The organism is Chryseobacterium sp. MEBOG07, assembly GCF_021869745.1.
Taxonomy (GTDB): Bacteria; Bacteroidota; Bacteroidia; order Flavobacteriales; family Weeksellaceae; genus Chryseobacterium; species Chryseobacterium viscerum.
In genome coordinates this window covers 4,303,778-4,322,801 of the sequence record NZ_CP084579.1, presented here as the reverse complement: position 1 = coordinate 4,322,801, position 19,024 = coordinate 4,303,778, and the positions used below count along the sequence as shown (strand labels likewise).

Sequence of the window (19,024 nt, the reverse complement as noted above, 5' to 3'; positions counted from 1 at the left end):
GAGTGAAGTGAATTCACTATTCACAATCTCAAGCCTCTTAACCTTCATTCCGAAACTCAATACCCCGAAACCCTTATCCTGTACTACCAACTTTTACTCCTATTTTCATATATTTGTTCATTATTCAAAATATGGACGCAATACAAGATAAAAGGCTGTTTCTCATCGATGCCTATGCGATGATTTTCAGAGGATATTACGCATTAATCAGGAATCCGAGACTCACCAGCAAAGGACTGGATGCTTCTGCCATCTTTGGTTTTACAAATTCTTTGATCGAATTGATCAGAAGAGAAAAACCTACCCACCTGGCAGTTGTTTTTGATGTAGGGCAGGCGAGTGTAAGAACTGTTGATTATTCAGAGTACAAAGCCAACAGAAGTGAAACTCCTGAAGCGATCAAAATTGCTGTTCCATACATCCACAGAATTCTTGAAGCCATGCATATTCCGATTCTGGGAGTAGAAGGATATGAGGCTGATGATGTTATAGGTACTATAGCATGTAAAGCCGAAAAAGAAGGATATACCACTTTCATGGTAACACCGGATAAAGATTTTGCACAGCTGGTGACCGATAAAATTAAAATTTATAAGCCAGGATTAAAAGGAGGTGATATTGAAATTCTTGGAGTTGAAGAAGTAAAGGCAAAATATGAGATTGAAGACCCTAAGCAGGTAATTGATTTCCTTGCCATGATGGGAGATGCAGTGGATAATATTCCAGGACTGGAAGGAGTAGGTGAAAAAACAGCTATGAAATTCCTAAAAGAATTCGGGAATATTGAAACTTTGCTAGCCAATACTGATAAACTGAAAGGAAAGCTAAAAGAAAAAGTAGAAGCTTCTGCAGAGCGTGGTATTTTGTCTAAAAAACTGGCAACCATTATCTGTGATGTACCCGTAGAGTTTCACCAGGAACAATATGATCTTGAAACTCCGGATTTTGAAAAAGTAAAAGAAGTCTTTGATGAAATAGAATTCAGAAGACTGTACGAAAACCTTTACAGAGCTTTTGCTTCTGCACCTGCTGAAACAGTGGCTGCAAACGAAGTGGAAGTGAAGCAGACTCCTACCGGAGCAGAAGTGAAAGGGCAGGCAATGCAGCTGGATCTTTTTGCCAATTTTGAAGAGTTGGAACAGGCTACTTCTACAAAATCCAGCATTGAACATAACGATCATCTGTATCAGTTTATAGATAACCCTAAAGCCCAAAGAAAACTGGTTGATAATCTTTTACAGCAAAAGGTTGTTTGCTTTGATACAGAAACAACTTCATTAAACGAACTGGAAGCGGAATTGGTGGGAATGAGTTTCTCTTATAAAAAAGGACTTGCCTACTATATTCCTCTCTCTGAAAACAGAGAAGAAGTTTTGCAGACATTGGAGATTTTCAGACCGTTTTTTGAAAAAGAAGATCTGCTGAAAATTGCTCACAATCTGAAATACGATTATAAAGTTTTAAAACAGTACGACATCACCGTAAAAGGGGCTATGTTTGATACCATGATTGCCCACTACCTGTTGAATCCGGATGGAAGACACGGGATGGATTATCTTTCGGAAGTATACCTGAACTACAAGCCTGTATCTATTGAAACCATTATTGGAAAGAAAGGTAAGAAACAAGGCAGCTTCAGAGATGCAGATCTGAGAACACAGACCGATTATGCGGCAGAAGATGCAGACGTAACTTTCCAACTTTATGAACTTTTCGCACCACAGCTGAAAAAAGAAAATCTGGAAGAGCTTTTCTACAATATTGAAATGCCACTGATGGAAGTACTTGCAAAAATGGAACTGGAAGGAATCTCTCTGGATGAAAAATGGCTGGCACAAGAAAGTATTGACCTTGAAAATGATCTGAAGCAATTAGAAGCTACGATTTTTGAACTTTCAGAAGAAGAATTCAATATGAATTCACCTAAACAGTTGGGAGAAATTCTGTTTGAAAAAATGCAGCTGGATCCAAAAGCTAAAAAAACAAAGACAGGGCAATATGCAACCTCAGAAGATGTTCTGCAGAAATTGTCTTCAAAACATGAGATCATCAAACATATTCTGGAATACAGAACCTATCAGAAATTAAAATCTACCTATGTAGACGCTTTGCCTTCACAGATTGATAAAGAAGACAACAGAGTACATACCAATTTCTCGCAGACTACAGCTGCTACAGGACGTTTGGCAAGTGTCAATCCGAACCTGCAGAATATTCCGATCCGTACCGTGAGAGGACAGCAGATTCGTGGCGCTTTTGTTTCTGGAGAAGGAAAGAAAATTATCTCTGCCGATTATTCACAGATTGAACTTCGTTTAATTGCTGAAATTTCTGGAGAAGATAATATGATCAAAGCTTTCCAGAATGGAGAGGATATTCACGCTTCCACAGCCGCAAAACTCTTTAAAATTCCTTTGGAAGAAGTTTCGAAAACCCAGAGAAGTCAGGCTAAAACTGTCAACTTTGGTATTATCTATGGACAAGGTGCTTTTGCATTGGCAGAACAAACCGGATTATCCCGTACAGAAGCCAAGCAAATGATCGAAGCTTACTTTGAAACTTATCCAAAACTGAAAGCATACATGGCAGAGCAGGTGAGTAAAGCACGTGAGATGGGCTATGTGGAAACTATTTTAGGCAGAAAACGTCATCTGAAAGACATCAATTCCAACAATTTTGTGGTAAGAGGTCACGCAGAAAGAAATGCAGTAAATGCACCCGTTCAGGGAAGTGCTGCAGATGTTGTAAAGCTTGCCATGATTAAAATAGACAAGGAAATCAGTGAACAACAGCTAAAAACAAAAATGCTGCTTCAAGTACATGACGAATTGATATTTGAATCTCCAACGGATGAGATTGAAGCCGCTTCAAAACTAATCAGAACTGAAATGGAAAATGCCTTAAAAACACAGGTTCCGCTATTGGTAGAGATTGGAGTAGGAGATAATTGGTTAGAAGCGCACTAATAAATACTACATCATACTTTAATGATACAATAAAAAACTTCCGTCTTTTGGGCGGAAGTTTTATTTTTATTAGAGTCAGGAGACCTTTATTCTTTTTCTACAGAATTGTACGCATTACTGACAACATCATCCAGAGAAACATTTTCAAATAAAAATCTCTCCTTTTTCACTTGGGCTTTTTGAATAGTTGATGGCATTTCCTCTTCCATTGTATTGATGTTCTCAAGTGTGATTTTACCTTTCATGGGTTCGTAATAGAGAGCGGAGTGAGAACCTGCTCCCATATTATAAGTTTCAATATAACTAAGAATCAGATGACCACCGATATATTTAAATTTACTGAATTGATTGCCGTTAGGCCCAATATCATACAGATTGATATTCAATGTTCCTTTCTCAATACTGATATCTTCGGTATCGTGCATTTTATAACCATATTCATTGTATTCTTTAGGAAAAACGGTTTCAGAAATTTTAAATGACCGGTATGTTTTATCGGGATTTTTTAAAAGAATAATAGCCTTTCTCTGTGCTAAAGAGTCATCTTTTTTTCTTAAAATTAAAGCTTTGTCAGGAAGGCCATCCTGGTTGAGATCACCTTCAGCTTCATATTGAATTTGATACTGATTTGAAACAAAATCTGAGATTTCTTTTCCTGCTGTTGATAGTTCGTTTTGAGCTTGAGTAATATTTTGTATTGAATCCTTTTTTATAGTGGTTGAAGAGTCTTTCGAAGTGTCTGTTTTAGTTTTATCACATGAATAAATTATCAAAGAAGACAAAAGCAAAATAGGAATGATTTTTTTCAATGGTGTTTGTTTTTATAAGATACAAATCTAGCTTTTATTTCCTGATAATGTAAAAGCAGAATACACGAACATCCCAGAAAGATAACCGGGAAAAAAGAAAGCGATATTGTGTATTGAATCTCTGCATTGAAATCATAAGTACTCCATGAAGATTCTCTATCTACAAAAATGGAGTAGTTCCAAAATAACCAGACAAATACCAATAATAGAAACTCAATGCCAACTTTGACGAGTGTCTTTTTAATAAAGAAGAATAAAAAAAAGACAGCTGATAAGAAAACACCTGTTAGAAGCGACATAAATACAGCGTCTTCAAAAAAACTACAATCCAGGCATCCACTCGACATCCGCTCTGAAAGAGTTCCCATAGACCAGTAAAATTGCACAAATGTAACAATGGAAATAATGGTTATACTAATGAATAACCTTTTCGAAAATAGGTAGAAAGGATGAGGTTTAGATGTTTCTTTAGTGTTCAAAATATTTGATATTATTTTATCATTCTTATAATAGCTAAATCATCTGTGGGTTTTACGCCATATTGATGTTCCAACTGCTTAAGTTTTCTGTTGAGCATTTCTTCCGTATCGTTATTTTGCTGGTCAATCATTAAATATTGCATAAAGTTGATTCCTTCATCAGAATCAGTCTTTTTGATTTTTGAAAAACTTGAAATACCATCAGTTGCAATGGAAACATCATCCAAATGATCAAAAAATATCTTCTGAGACAGACCAGAATACCAGTCTTCAAAGTTTTCATGAAGATGATAAGCTAAATAATCCGGTTTGTTATTACGGTCAAATTCTGTGATGTTTCCATTGATGCAAACAACTCCGTCACCAATGGTTAAGACTAATCCTTCGTCCGCTGTGATATCATAAACTAAGATAATAAGAGTGGTTAAGAGCTCTTTTTCATCCAGCATCAGATGGTTTTTAACAAATTTGAGTTCTTTGAATAACCCTTTTATAATCTCTTTGAGTTCTTCTTCTAAACTGTGTTGGTTATCTTTTTCATATAATATTCTGTAACCCGCTTCAATAATGACTTTACGTAAAATTTTTCCAATAAGTGTTGAAGCAAAATGACTGTCCATCGCTGTTGAACAACCGTCCATTACAGCACATACAATCTTATCCGAACCGATTTTTTTGATAAGAAGATCATCTTCGCAATGATTAATATGATAATCTCCGATTTGTAAGGTAGAATATAAATTCATGAGAGGCTAAATTACTTCTATTTTCTGATAGGTAACAATAGGTTTACTTCAAACCGTCAATCTCTTTCTGCATTCTGTCTTCCCAACCTTTTCCATTTCTTTTTTCGAGATAAGGATTCACTGTTTCTGTATATTTTTTTTGTGCTTTGGTATCAATAGGATCAATGATACAGCCTGTATTCATATACGTTATGCCGTATTTTTTTCGGATGTTCTGAATTTTGCTGAGGTTTTGTTGGTCATGAGCGGGAATTGGGAAACCTCCGGCAAAAGGTATGGAAACCTGATCATTTTTTATGTCTTTTTCAGCTTGCAGGATATATTCAACCTCTTTTTTGGAAAGTTTCTTTTGATTCTTTATCAATTCATTTCCAGATGAAAAGATGAAAAAAAGAAGAACAATAGAATTAATAACGGGGTAAAATCTTAAAAACTTAGCCTTAAAATTTAATTTTTTAATAGGTAGGCTACTCACAAGATAAGCGACAAGAGCAGTAATGGCCAATATAAAAGGAAGATATTCTAAACCTGATTCTTTTACAGAATACCAGAAATTGAATTGTGCAGGGTAGTTAATAAAATAATATCCGGAAATATAGGCTGCAGTCAGCAGCAGTATAATGATGAAATTAATAATAATAAAATTCCTGTTCATGATCATAGTTTACAAATTAAATTATCACTTTCTATGCCATTTCAGAATCTTTTATCAATAACAAGTGACTGCATTTCTGATGAAGTCACTTGTTATCAATGAAGGGAGAGTATTTCCCAATATTAAACGTCGTATTCTATTTGACCTACATAATGCAGAGAAAAATCATCGTTTTCTGTAGAAACCGGATTAGGAATAGCAAATCTGGTCGCAAAAATAATGGCATTCACTGGAGTATCCAGACTTAGTTCATTCAGTTTTTGTTCCAGGATTGGAAGCCATTGGTCAGCGTAAGAATATTCTGCAAACTTGTCATAAAGTCCAAGCCTTTCATCCTCAAAACCATACTCTATAAAGTCATCATCAAACCATTTGATGTTCTGAGATTCTGCAAATTTGGAAACATACTGATCTTCGCTTTCCTCTTCTATATAATAATTTTCATCCTCCTCTACGAAACTATAAAAGTCTTCTTCATTTTTAAAATACCCTAACCAGAAGTGTGAAATTTCTTTATCCATAATTTTATATAAGTATTATTTTTTGATATTTTTTAGCAAGTGAGATTTTTCACCGCTGATAAGCATACCGGTCATTATTGCAAAACCTGCATGATCTCCTATATTAACATTGATTTTTTCTGAAAATTGCTGAATAAAATCGCCATTATTAAGGTCATATAGCCGGAATAGCGAATTCCCAAAAGTCATTCCCATAAATTGGTTGACATTGAAAACAACCGGAAGCAGCAATAAATCCGCACTGCCGAATTTTTCTTTAATATAATTCATTTCCTCAGTACTTATTATAGTTGTGAGATTGGGAAACATTTTTACTTCTTTGGATTTATAATCTTTTTCAGCGACTTTCTTTAAAATATCCATCACCTTTGTATCCATATTAGCCCGCAAAACAGCTGCATCATTAAATTTTAATTGAAGAGTATCCCTTAAAATTTTCTTTGTAATATCGTCGTTATCTTTAAAATTGTTGATAATGGGAACAAAAGCAACGGTTGATCCACTACTTTTAAAAGAATAATTTTCATTAAATACTTTTTGGGCATGTAAAAATGTCATTCCGGATAATACCGTAAATAATGCAAAAATAAGGCTTTTCATAGGAGGGTTCTTATTACAATCTTTTTGTTGATTCTCTTTTGTAACTCTTTTATATGAGAGATTTGTAACTATTAAAATGTAAAATTACAAAAGTTTTTTTGTGAAATAATTTTTTTGAGATGAAAGCACAAAATCTTCACAGCAAAAATAGTTTCTCGATCGTATTTTATTGTAAATTTATTCTAGGTTTAAATTAAAAATTATGGATTTTCTTCAGGACCATTACGCTGTCAAAAATGAATTACTGCTTATCCTTATTTCTGTTATTTTAGGACTGTTCATTGGTGCTGAACGTGAATACCGTAATAAATCTGCGGGTCTAAGAACTTTTATTCTTGTTTGCTTCGGAGCCTGCCTGTTTACCATTCTTTCCATTAAGATAGGAGTCGCCAATCCGGACCGCCTTGCTGCCAATATCATTACCGGCATCGGATTTTTGGGTGCAGGTGTCATTTTCAAAGGAGATAATAAAATTGAAGGAATTACCACTGCAACCACCATTTGGGCAACAGCTTCCATCGGGATGGCGGTAGGTTCCGGATACGTTTATATTGCAATGTTGGGAACTGCTTTGGTTCTGATTATTCTAAGTGCCTTAACTTATCTTCAGAGTTTTATTGATAATTATAATAAAGTAAGAGAATACAGAATAGCAGTGAGCAGCTCAGGGGATATTAAATATTGTGAGAATATCTTTACAGAAAATCGTTTAGCCTATCTGATGATCAGACAGCAGTATTCACAGGAGGGTTTTACCGTTATTTGGAGAGTTACGGGCAGAAATACCCATCATGAAGAACTAACCAAGCGTTTGGTAGATGATCCTAAAATTAAGGGGTATCAATTTTAATGATCTAAAAACAAAAAATAAAGGCCTGAGCCTTTATTTTTTCTTGAAGATATAAAGATCTTTGTTGGGACCATCAATCTCTTTTCCTTCCATATCCAGCTGGAACAAAATGTTCTCACCAACCTTATATTTATAATTTACAGATTTTCCTTTTAAAGTAATCATGCTTCCTGTAGTATCCCATACAAAAGATCCTTTATCCTGATTCTTTGAATTTTTGTCGAGATATTCTTCAGTAATACTAAATGTTTTATCATTGTTCAATGTTAAAGAAGTCTTGATTCCCGGGCAGTCAGCACATGGAACAGTCGCTTCATAAGTACCAGCCCAGTCCAATGCATTTTCCGAAGTATCACCAGCTGCTGTAGGCGTTGCTTTTGTTATACTGTCTGTAGCAGCAGGTTGAATCGCTGTTGCAGAATCTGTAGTACCGTTTGTTTCAGTGGTTTCTTTTTTAGAACATGAAGCAAGGAATAGAGTTGATGCAATTCCCAACATGAGTACTTTGCTTTTCATCATAATAATTGATTTAAATATGTTTTTAATAATAAAGTTACCTCCAATGAACAAAAACTGAGCCATAGGAGGAGAGGATTAGATAAGCTTAAAGGGTAAAGTTGCTGATTATAGTTGTCCGTTATATAGCTCCTGATTCAGATTTCTACTTTTAACCCAATCATCAACCCCATTTTACAAAAACCACTTCTTAACAACTTTTCCGCCCGTTTTATAAAGGGTATTCTTATTTTTCTTCGTAAATTCGGGCAAAATTTTGATTATGACAAAAAAGATACTTTTATCTGTATTTCTTTTGCCTGCTGCAATGGCATTTGCACAACAATATGGCGGAATGTGGATTCCTACAGAGCTGAATGAAAAGGAAATGAAGGATTTGGGAATGAAGATTTCTGCAAAAGATATTTTCAATACCCAGAAACCAAGTATAAAGGATGCGGTAGTACAGTTTAATGGCGGATGTACTGCAGAGATTATTTCGCCTAAAGGGTTGCTTTTAACCAATCACCACTGTGGTTTCGGTCAGATTCAGGCACATTCTACTGTTCAGAATGACCTCCTTTCAAATGGATTCTGGGCAAAAAATACAGAAGGGGAACTTCCTAATCCGGGAGTAAAAGTAGATTTTATTGTAGATATAAAAGAAGCTACCGATCAGATTTTAGAAGGTACGGATAACCTTACAGAGCCGGAACTTACTAAAAAGATCAACAATAATATTGAGGTTTATAAAAATGCTCAGAAAATTGAATCTTACCAGTCGATTCTGGTAAAGCCTATGTATTATGGAAACAAATACTATGCTTACACGATCGAAACGTATAAAGATATCCGTCTGGTAGGAGCTCCACCTCAAAGCATTGGGAAATTCGGAAGTGATACAGACAACTGGGTTTGGCCTAGACACACCGGAGACTTCTCTATGTTCAGAATTTATGCAGACAAGAGTAATAAACCTGCAGAATACTCAAAAGACAACGTACCTTACGTTCCAAAACACTATTTACCGGTTTCTATAAAAGATAAAAATGAAAACGATTTTACTTTTGTATTCGGATTCCCGGGAAAGACTACAGAATATCTTCCTGCAATAGGCGTAGAGAAAATCATGAAGGATATTGATCCTGCAAGAATTGCTGTACGTGATGTTGCTTTGAAAACATTAGACGAAAAAATGCGTGTTGATAATGAAACACGTATCAAATATGCCTCAAAATTTGCTTCAGTAGCGAATTATTGGAAAAAATGGATCGGTGAAGTAGAAGGATTGAAAAAATCCAATGCTGTTGAGAAAAAAGTAATGTATGAAGGTTCTTTGGTGGCTAAAAACCCAGAGATCAAGAATACTTTGGATCAGTTGAACAAATTGTACAACGACCAGGCACCTTATGCATTAAACAATGCTTATTACACAGAAGTGATCAGAAATGCTGAAACATTGAAGCTTGCTGGTGATTATTATGACTTTGTTGCCTCTGTGGAAGCAGGGAGAATGGATGAAAAGGAAGTATCGAAGTTAAAAACAAAATTAACCTCTTTCTATAAAGATTACAGCGCTGAACTTGATGCTAAAGTAACAGCAAAACTATTGGCTTTGTACGTTAATAAAACAGCGCCACAATTTTTACCTGCCGGATTCAACAAGTATAAAGACGAAAGTCCGAATATGCCTGTAATAGAAGAGATGTCTAAAAACTCTATCATCACAGGAAGAACGGCTGTAAATGGAGCAGCATTGACTACTGATATTGATAAAGCGTTTTCTAATCAGGATAAATTAATCAAAACGTTAAAGAAAGATCCTATTTATCAGTTATATGTTTCTATGAAAGAAACGTATATGAAAGCTGCAGATCCTCAGTATACTTCAATGCAGGCAAAAATAGATGCTTTACAGAAAAAGTTCATGGCTCAGCAGATGCAGACGGATAAAGACAGAAAATTCTTCCCGGATGCTAACTCTACGCTTCGTGTAACGTATGGTAAAGTAAAAGGTTCTACTCCTAGAGATGCTGTTTCTTATGGTTACCAGACTCACCTTGCAGGAGTAATGGAAAAATACGTTCCTGGAGATTATGAATTTGATGTTCCAAAGAAACTGATTGATCTTTACAACAAAAAAGATTTCGGAAACTATAAAGATAAAACGGGTGACGTTCCTGTAGGATTCACTGCAACCAACCACACCACAGGAGGAAACTCTGGAAGTCCTGCTCTTGATGCCAACGGAAATCTTGTTGGATTGAATTTTGACAGACAGTGGGAGGGAACGATGAGTGACATCAACTATGACCCGCGTTTCAGCAGAAACATCATGGTAGATACAAAATATATCCTTTTCATCATCGAGAAGTTCGCTGACTCAAAGTGGCTTGTTGATGAAATGAAGGTGATAAAATAATTTTTAAAAGTTATACCTTTAAGAATCTATTTGAATTGAGTTTTGAATAGATTCTTTTTTATTTTAAATAAGATGAAAGACAGGATCATCAATGCTTTGGCAGCCTTTGAATCGGATAATATCGGGAAATCTTTTCCGCTGGATTACTGCCTGCCTCTTTACCACAGTGTCTCCGACAAAGAACTTCCGCATATAAAACATGTGATCCGTTATAAGACTACAAAACAGTTTGAAGACGATCTGGATCATATGGCAAAGAATTTTCAGTTTGTAGACTGGCAGGAGTTCAAAGGATTTATGTCCGGAAATTTTAAACCTAAGAAAAAGATTGCCCTGCTGACTTTTGATGATGGTTTCAGAGAGTTTTATGATATTGCGGCTCCCATTTTGGAACGAAAGGGAATCTATGCCTGCAATTTTGTAAATCCCGCTTTCATAGACAATAAAGATATGATGTTCAGGTGCAAGGCCAGCCTTCTTGCAGATGCTGCTGAGAGAAAGAAAACGATAGATCCGGAAATTTATTTTGTCTTATCGCTTAAAAATTTAGACAGACGCTTTTTACAAAAGAAAATTTTAGCAATCAATTATCAGGAAAAAGATACTTTGGACTGGCTTGCTGAAAAACTTGAGGTAGATTTTAAAGTGTATTCAAAAGAATATAAACCCTACTTAAGCACAGAAGAATTAAAAGAACTTACCCGAAAAGGTTTCGGAATCTCTTCGCACAGCTGGGATCACCCGAAATACGGAGATTTATCCTTGAAAGAACAGATGGAAACAACGGATAAGACTTTTGCTTATTTAAAAGAAAATGGTTTCCTCTATGAAAGCTTTGCATTTCCGTTTACCGATTTTGAAGTACAGAAAGATTTCTTTGATGAACTCTTTAAAAATGAAGAAATCTATTGCAGTTTTGGTTGTGCAGGCATAAAACTGGACAGTGTGAGTAGAAATTTCCAAAGAATACCAATGGAAATGGGAGAGAGCGGAAAACAGATCCTGAAAAAAGAAATAGCTTATTTCAGACTGAAAAAACTGATCAATAAAAACACGATTATAAGAGAATGATAGCGCTGAAAACATTCAACAGAAAAGAACTGGAAGATTTTATATCCTCCGGAGCTTTCCAGCAGTATGATTTTCTTCCGATTACCAAGCATCGTGCGCTTTCTCACATTAAGAATCTAAAAGCAACAGTCGAAGACACGCTTCTTATTCTGGCTTTCTTTGAAGAAAAACTGATTGGTTATGTAGGATGTTTCCCGGATAGTTTTGTCATTGCTGGAAAAGAAATCCGTTATGCGTGGTTAAGCACTTTATATGTAAACCCTGAATACAGAAAAAAAAGACCCACAAAAGCATTGCTGAAAAAGGTTTTTGAAGAGTATAAAGGGAGAATTGCCATTACGGAATTCACCAAAGAAGCAGAGGCCCTCTATAATATTATGGGTGTTTTTGAATATGTCTTTCCTAAAGAAGGGAAGAGATATTACTTCAGAACCGATGCTGCTAAGATGATTCCTGAAAAAAAACCAGCAACCCAATCCTTAAAACCTCTTTTTCAAATTCTGGATACAGCTGCCAACGGGTTGATCTCAATAAAGAATTTATCGACACAGAAACCGGACTTCAACTATGAAGTTCTTGACCGGATTGATCAGGAAAGTGCAGCGTTTCTGTCAATATTTTCAGGAAGGCGTAGTGCTGAAGAAATCAATGTTTTTATAGACAATCCATGGGTGTTGGAAGGTAAGAAAGACGAGAAATATCTCTTTTCAAGTTTTGCTGACACATTTAAGTATTTTTGGGTGAAGATTTTCGATCAGAATAATGAGCTCAAAGCTTGTTTGTTGCTGCAGCTCCGCGATGGATATCTTAAAATTCCTTACCTTTTTTCAGATTCTGAATTAGATGAGGTCGTACGGTTTTTAAAATATTTCATGATTAAAAATAAAGTGAAAGGTTTTACCAGCTATCAGACCAAACTGAACGAAGCTATACAGCAGTCAAAAGAATTTTCTTACATCTACGAGCGTAATTTTAAAAGAGAATATCTGTTTCACCAACAGTTGTTAGAATTGCTTCCCAAAGATTTTAACCCGGATTATCAGGATGGAGATGGAGATTGCATGATGACGTAAGGGAATTATGAATTGCAATTCATTTAAAAATAAAAAAACCGCTCTACAGTAATGTTGAGCGGTTTTTTATTCTTAATGTCCAAAAATATCTTTCAGACTTACTTCTTTAAATGTTCCCATTTTTTGAACAGCTTCCATATCGAGGTTTTCTTTTTTACCGATAATGGCTGTATTAAAATGTATGGATTTGACTTCTGTCTGATAAAAATGCTTAATATCCTCAAATTTCAAATTCTGGATCTGTTCATAGATATCCTTTCTGAAATCATGATGAATATTGAGTCTCTTCAACCTTAAAGTATTGAAAAATATATTATTTCGGGTAACTCTTGTTGAGGCAATCTGTTTCAGAGCCGCATTCTTCGCATTTTCAAACTGGATGGTCACTTCAGGAAGTTCTTCCATAAGTTCATTCAGAGTATCTACAGCAATCATCAATTTGTCCGGCTGTGTTCCGATATAAGTGGTCACATAGTCAGGATGATTCAGTTCAGAGTTGGCTGCGTAAGAAACGTAGGCAGAGTAGGCAAGACTTTTACTTTCTCGGATCTCCTGAAAAACAATGGAAGATAATCCTCTTCCAAAATATTCATTGAAGACATTGACCTTTCCAAATTGAAGCGGGTTCACCAGATTTCCTTTTCCGATTTTGCTCATTTCCATCTGAACCATATCGTAGTTGATGAAATTGACATTTCCTCCCGTTGCAGGTTCCGGATATTGCTTAGCTTCAGCTATCTTAAGGCTTTCAGTTTCTATATACTGACCGATATATCCTTTGAAGTGTTCAAAATTTCTGCCATAGAAAAATACCTGATAAGGATATTTGAAAAGCTTTTTCATTCTGTCGGTGAATACTTCAGAATTGCTGCTTTCAAGCTCTTCTTTCGAAATAACATCTGTAAAACGTGAGTTGCTACCCAGTTTTGTATAATTGTTTAGAGCTGTTATGATACGGTTTTTATCCTTCTTTATGGCCTGGCGGTTTTCCAAAACAGTTCCTACAAACTGATTATAGATTTCCTGATCAGGTTTCACCTCATGCATCCAGTGTTGCAGAAGAGCAATTCCTTTTTCTATATTCTCTTCCAGCCCGCTCAATGTGATGATCAGCTGATCATGGGTGGTCTTGAAATCATTACTGATCCCGATTTTGAAAAATTCGTTTTTTAAATCTTCAGGAGAAAGAGTATCTGTTCCCAAATATTGAAGCAGTTGAGTTGAAATTGCCAGATCTCTGTCGTTGTCACTTCCAAAAGGAAAGATAAAATGAAGTTGTGCTATATCATTATATTTATTGGTAACAAAGCTCAGCTTCTTTCCTTTCACATCGTCAGTGATAATCTTTTTCTCATAATTGATGAATTCAGGCTTTATATCTTCAGTTTTCTCAGATAAAATTTCCTGTAAAAACTCAGATTGGCTGTCACGGTTAATTTTAATAGGAGTGATACCCGGATTTTCAACTCTGATCAGCCTGTCGTTAACTCCCTTTTCTTTATTAATGACAACATAGTTTTCCTTGAAAAAATCATTAGCAAAGCTGATTACTTCTTCCTTCGTAAAAGCAGCATACTCATCCATTTCATTCAATTCCTGTTCCCAGGTTCTGCCTTTTATATAAGTGTCGTAAAGATTGGTGGCCAGTCCTTCCGTTGTTTCAAGAGCTTTCATTCTCTGAAGTTTGAAATCATTGATGATGGCTGGAAGCATCCAGTCCGGAAACTCACCTTTTTTGATCAGTTCAATTTCTTCCAATACCAGATCTTTAGCTTCCTCCAGAGTTTGGGTTTCTTTGGGAACTGCAACGATGGAGAAATAGCCATATTCCTTTAAACCTACAGAAAAGGCCTGCCCCCAAAGCATTTTTTGCGTCTGATTGATGTGAAGATCCAGTAATCCGGCTTCCCCTCTGTTGCTAAGAATGTTGGCAACGATATCCGCCAGCATGGCTTCTCTTGTTCCGTAGCTATCTGTTCTCCATGCCAGCTGAGTCCGTGGAGTAGTAGGGCTTTTTACCGTTTTGGTTACAACTTCTGTAATAGGTTGTTCAATAACCGGCGTCTTTTTAGGAAGTTCTTTATAAGGTAAGGTCCCGAAATATTGATCAATTAATTGAATAGTATCCTCAAAATCAAGATCCCCAACCATTACCATGGCATAATTATTAGGAACATAATATTCATCAAAATACTTATGAATAGCCTTCATAGAAGGATTTTTCAAATGCTCAGGTCTTCCCAGTGTTGTTTGCTGCCCATTAGCATGGGTCGGGAAAAGAGCATCCATCAATTCATAATTCACAAGTCTTGTATCATTATCCTGAGCCCTGTTGAACTCCTCATATACAGATTCCAGCTCTGTATGGAAAAGGCGGAGTACAATTTCGGAGAACCTTTCTTTCTCTATTTTTAGCCATTTTTCAAGCTCGTTGTTCGGAATATTATTTTTATAAACCGTCTCATCAAACCAGGTATGAGCATTGGTTCCACTGGCGCCCAAAGAAGAAATAGCCTTGTCATATTCATTGGCAATAGCATATTGGCTGGCTTCCTGAGAAACTTCGTCTATCTTTTTATAGATTTCCTTTTTCTTTTCAGGATCCTGTTCAGCTTTATGCTCTTCATACAATCCCGAGATCTGGTCAATAAGTTCTTTTTCCTTTTCCCAGTTTTGAGTCCCCAGTTGGGAAGTCCCCTTAAACATCATGTGTTCGAGATAGTGGGCCAACCCTGTATTATCAGCAGGATCATTATTACTTCCCGTTCTTACCGGAATAAAGGTTTGTATTCTTGGAGCATCAAAATTTTGAGCAAGGAAAACCTTTAAGCCATTTTTCAAAGTATAGATTCTGACGTTATTTTCGTCGTGGGTTACTGTAATATATTCGTTGTGGTTTTTATCAGTATGTACCGTTTCTTTATATTTTCTGTCTGTCATATATAAAACACATTTCACTCCTTAGAATCCGGAATGCAGTACAAATGTAATGAATCAAAAAAAATGTTCACCTGTTTTTATGACTATTACATCTATTATTATAGTTGAAAAGGTGAATCATCAGAAAGGAATAACCATTATTGAAGGGGTATTAAGACAGGTAAACATATTTTTTCCATACTATATATAATATATGATTTTTATTTTGGAGCTCTTCCTGCTATCCATTTCTACTCCTCGCTCCAACGCTCTCCGACCCTCCAGCCCACCCACTCTCCTTGCTAAGCTGCGGGGTAACCATTGCTATCAGGGCTAGGGGAGGAGTTATGAATTATAAATTATAAATGATGAATGATGATTTTCGGGTTTCTCGTTTTGGTTTTGAGGTTACAATTCTAGGTTTTAGTTTGTCAATAGGTGTATTCTGTATCATCAACTTTCTCTTATATATATTATATCCATCATCCTCTGTGCAAATCCTTGCGATTTGTGGTTGATGATCCTATCAACGAATAATCATTATCCTCATCTTCATCCAGATATTCATCCAGACTATAAAAATTTAATAGAAACGGGCTTTAGCCCGTTTAATAAAAAGAAAACGTCCTTGTTGGCTTTAGCCCAAACTTAAATAAAGAATATTTGTTTTTAAAAGAGCCTCTGCTATTATATATATGTATATCTTCCATTATACATTATACATTATACATTATACATTATACATTATACATTATACATTTATCCCATCCTTAACCCCTCCCAAACACTCTCTGACCCTCCAACGCTCCCACTCGTCCTCTCCCTCCGGATCTTCCAAACAAATGTTTAAAATTTTTCTCTCTGCCTTCCAGCAGTTTAGGGCTTAATATTAATAAAAGGTAAAATTTATGTTAAATAAAGTTGCGTGGTGTGAGTTAAGTCTCTACCTTTGCCCCACTGAAAAACGAGAGAGATTCAGTAGCGCAGAGAAGCTTTTAGATAAGCAGAAACAATAAGAAACTTCAAAAGGGAAGAGCAAAAAAAACTTCAACATTTTTATTTAAAAAGTTGCGAGTTGAAATAAAGTTCTTATCTTTGCAGTCCCAATTAAGGGAGCGCAGGAGTGGAAGGTTAGGTGATGAGAAGAGAGGTTAAGGTTACTTAAAAAACTTTAAAATTTCCTTCAAAAACATTTGGTCAAATAGAAATAAAGTTTTACTTTTGCACTCGCAAATACGGAGCAACACTGACAGAGAAGATTGCATCGTTAAAAAGCGAAAGATATAAAGATCATTGACATACAATATAACAACCAAGTAAGGAAAAACTAAAGCGTCAAAACTTTGAGTGAGTCAGACAAACATACAATGGAGAGTTTGATCCTGGCTCAGGATGAACGCTAGCGGGAGGCCTAACACATGCAAGCCGAGCGGTAGAGATTCTTCGGAATCTTGAGAGCGGCGTACGGGTGCGGAACACGTGTGCAACCTGCCTTTATCTGGGGGATAGCCTTTCGAAAGGAAGATTAATACCCCATAATATATTGACTGGCATCAGTTGATATTGAAAACTCCGGTGGATAGAGATGGGCACGCGCAAGATTAGATAGTTGGTGAGGTAACGGCTCACCAAGTCTACGATCTTTAGGGGGCCTGAGAGGGTGATCCCCCACACTGGTACTGAGACACGGACCAGACTCCTACGGGAGGCAGCAGTGAGGAATATTGGACAATGGGTGAGAGCCTGATCCAGCCATCCCGCGTGAAGGACGACGGCCCTATGGGTTGTAAACTTCTTTTGTATAGGGATAAACCTACTCTCGTGAGAGTAGCTGAAGGTACTATACGAATAAGCACCGGCTAACTCCGTGCCAGCAGCCGCGGTAATACGGAGGGTGCAAGCGTTATCCGGATTTATTGGGTTTAAAGGGTCCGTAGGCGGATCTGTAAGTCAGTGGTGAAATCTCACAGCTTAACTGTGAAACTGCCATTGATACTGCAGGTCTTGAGTGTTGTTGAAGTAGCTGGAATAAGTAGTGTAGCGGTGAAATGCATAGATATTACTTAGAACACCAATTGCGAAGGCAGGTTACTAAGCAACAACTGACGCTGATGGACGAAAGCGTGGGGAGCGAACAGGATTAGATACCCTGGTAGTCCACGCCGTAAACGATGCTAACTCGTTTTTGGGTCTTTAAGATTCAGAGACTAAGCGAAAGTGATAAGTTAGCCACCTGGGGAGTACGTTCGCAAGAATGAAACTCAAAGGAATTGACGGGGGCCCGCACAAGCGGTGGATTATGTGGTTTAATTCGATGATACGCGAGGAACCTTACCAAGGCTTAAATGGGAAATGACAGGTTTAGAAATAGACTTTTCTTCGGACATTTTTCAAGGTGCTGCATGGTTGTCGTCAGCTCGTGCCGTGAGGTGTTAGGTTAAGTCCTGCAACGAGCGCAACCCCTGTCACTAGTTGCCATCATTAAGTTGGGGACTCTAGTGAGACTGCCTACGCAAGTAGAGAGGAAGGTGGGGATGACGTCAAATCATCACGGCCCTTACGCCTTGGGCCACACACGTAATACAATGGCCAGTACAGAGGGCAGCTACACAGCGATGTGATGCAAATCTCGAAAGCTGGTCTCAGTTCGGATTGGAGTCTGCAACTCGACTCTATGAAGCTGGAATCGCTAGTAATCGCGCATCAGCCATGGCGCGGTGAATACGTTCCCGGGCCTTGTACACACCGCCCGTCAAGCCATGGAAGTCTGGGGTACCTGAAGTCGGTGACCGTAATAGGAGCTGCCTAGGGTAAAACAGGTAACTAGGGCTAAGTCGTAACAAGGTAGCCGTACCGGAAGGTGCGGCTGGAACATCTCATTTTAGAGCGTCTTTAGACGATAAACAAAATTAGTATCGCAAGATACATGTACTTACTTAAAGTATAGCTTTAGTTTTTTGTTTGGTTGGTTATATTAAAAATACAAAACCCACTAGAAATTAGTATAGGGAAGAGATTGAGAAATGGAGAGAGTACTTACTTATCCCCATTACTCATAAAAAGTCTCGTAGCTCAGCTGGTTAGAGCGCTACACTGATAATGTAGAGGTCGGCAGTTCGAGCCTGCCCGAGACTACTAATTATAGGGAATTATAGATTAAGAATTATAGATTTTAAATTACGACATTGCTGTTTCATTTAAAATTTATCATTTAAAATTTAAAATTTCTACTAGAGGGGGAATTAGCTCAGCTGGCTAGAGCGCCTGCCTTGCACGCAGGAGGTCAAGGGTTCGACTCCCTTATTCTCCACAGTTTTGGAAGACTGATTTAAAAGTTACGGATAGAGCCAAAAACAATATCTGTTCATCAGTTGGACAAGAAGACATTAAGATCATTGACATTAACGGTAAAGACATC

At 36.9% G+C, this 19,024-nt stretch carries 12 protein-coding genes, 2 tRNA genes and 1 rRNA gene; 8 read left to right on the top strand and 7 right to left on the bottom strand.

Going from position 1 to position 19,024, the window contains the following annotated elements; translation table 11 throughout:
• Nucleotides 1-131: 131 nt before the first annotated feature.
• Complete coding sequence (gene polA, locus LF886_RS19730) at nt 132-2,966, top strand: DNA polymerase I (RefSeq protein WP_236851262.1); 2,835 nt, start codon at nt 132-134, stop codon at nt 2,964-2,966.
• 86 nt (nt 2,967-3,052) lie between these two features.
• On the opposite strand, the gene LF886_RS19725 is transcribed toward polA, so the two are convergent.
• From LF886_RS19725 to LF886_RS19705, 5 genes are all read right to left on the bottom strand, one after another.
• Nucleotides 3,053-3,775, bottom strand: a complete 723-nt coding sequence (locus LF886_RS19725; RefSeq protein ID WP_236851261.1) for a hypothetical protein — start codon at nt 3,773-3,775, stop codon at nt 3,053-3,055.
• 490 nt (nt 3,776-4,265) lie between these two features.
• Nucleotides 4,266-5,000 (bottom strand): protein phosphatase 2C domain-containing protein, encoded by a 735-nt coding sequence (locus tag LF886_RS19720; protein WP_236851260.1) that lies wholly within the window; start codon nt 4,998-5,000, stop codon nt 4,266-4,268.
• A 43-nt stretch (nt 5,001-5,043) separates the two neighbouring features.
• Nucleotides 5,044-5,655 carry a hypothetical protein gene (locus LF886_RS19715; RefSeq protein ID WP_236851259.1) on the bottom strand — a complete coding sequence of 204 codons (612 nt, stop codon included), beginning with the start codon at nt 5,653-5,655 and terminating at the stop codon, nt 5,044-5,046.
• A 122-nt stretch (nt 5,656-5,777) separates the two neighbouring features.
• On the bottom strand, nt 5,778-6,176 hold the full coding sequence (locus LF886_RS19710; protein ID WP_103232707.1) for an immunity 22 family protein: 399 nt from the start codon (nt 6,174-6,176) through the stop codon (nt 5,778-5,780).
• 15 nt (nt 6,177-6,191) lie between these two features.
• The gene (locus tag LF886_RS19705) at nt 6,192-6,776 is read right to left on the bottom strand and encodes a hypothetical protein (RefSeq protein WP_236851258.1); all 585 of its coding nucleotides are present in this window, start codon (nt 6,774-6,776) and stop codon (nt 6,192-6,194) included.
• A gap of 202 nt (nt 6,777-6,978) precedes the next feature.
• On the opposite strand from LF886_RS19705, the gene LF886_RS19700 reads away from it, so the two are divergent.
• Nucleotides 6,979-7,626 carry an MgtC/SapB family protein gene (locus LF886_RS19700; RefSeq protein WP_236851257.1) on the top strand — a complete coding sequence of 216 codons (648 nt, stop codon included), beginning with the start codon at nt 6,979-6,981 and terminating at the stop codon, nt 7,624-7,626.
• A gap of 33 nt (nt 7,627-7,659) precedes the next feature.
• Here LF886_RS19700 and LF886_RS19695 read toward each other — a convergent pair whose 3' ends face one another.
• On the bottom strand, nt 7,660-8,145 hold the full coding sequence (locus LF886_RS19695; protein ID WP_236851256.1) for a copper resistance protein NlpE: 486 nt from the start codon (nt 8,143-8,145) through the stop codon (nt 7,660-7,662).
• Between the two features lie 259 nt (nt 8,146-8,404).
• On the opposite strand from LF886_RS19695, the gene LF886_RS19690 reads away from it, so the two are divergent.
• The 3 genes from LF886_RS19690 (at nt 8,405) to LF886_RS19680 (ending at nt 12,687) form a co-directional block, all read left to right on the top strand.
• The gene (locus LF886_RS19690) at nt 8,405-10,543 is read left to right on the top strand and encodes a S46 family peptidase (RefSeq protein WP_236851255.1); all 2,139 of its coding nucleotides are present in this window, start codon (nt 8,405-8,407) and stop codon (nt 10,541-10,543) included.
• Nucleotides 10,544-10,615: 72 nt separating this feature from the next.
• On the top strand, nt 10,616-11,614 hold the full coding sequence (locus LF886_RS19685; RefSeq protein WP_236851254.1) for a polysaccharide deacetylase family protein: 999 nt from the start codon (nt 10,616-10,618) through the stop codon (nt 11,612-11,614).
• Nucleotides 11,611-12,687 (top strand): GNAT family N-acetyltransferase, encoded by a 1,077-nt coding sequence (locus LF886_RS19680; RefSeq protein ID WP_236851253.1) that lies wholly within the window; start codon nt 11,611-11,613, stop codon nt 12,685-12,687. Before LF886_RS19685 ends, LF886_RS19680 begins: the two co-directional genes overlap by 4 nt.
• Before the next feature lie 72 nt (nt 12,688-12,759).
• Here the strand turns inward: LF886_RS19680 and LF886_RS19675 are convergent, their stop codons facing one another.
• Entirely contained in the window at nt 12,760-15,627 is a 2,868-nt protein-coding gene (locus LF886_RS19675) for a M16 family metallopeptidase (protein ID WP_236851252.1), read from the bottom strand.
• Between the two features lie 1,343 nt (nt 15,628-16,970).
• On the opposite strand from LF886_RS19675, the gene LF886_RS19670 reads away from it, so the two are divergent.
• From LF886_RS19670 to LF886_RS19660, 3 genes are all read left to right on the top strand, one after another.
• A 16S ribosomal RNA gene (locus LF886_RS19670) occupies nt 16,971-18,488 on the top strand.
• A 179-nt stretch (nt 18,489-18,667) separates the two neighbouring features.
• A tRNA-Ile gene (locus LF886_RS19665) sits at nt 18,668-18,741 on the top strand.
• Between the two features lie 101 nt (nt 18,742-18,842).
• Nucleotides 18,843-18,916 (top strand) — tRNA-Ala (locus tag LF886_RS19660).
• Nucleotides 18,917-19,024 lie beyond the last annotated feature (108 nt).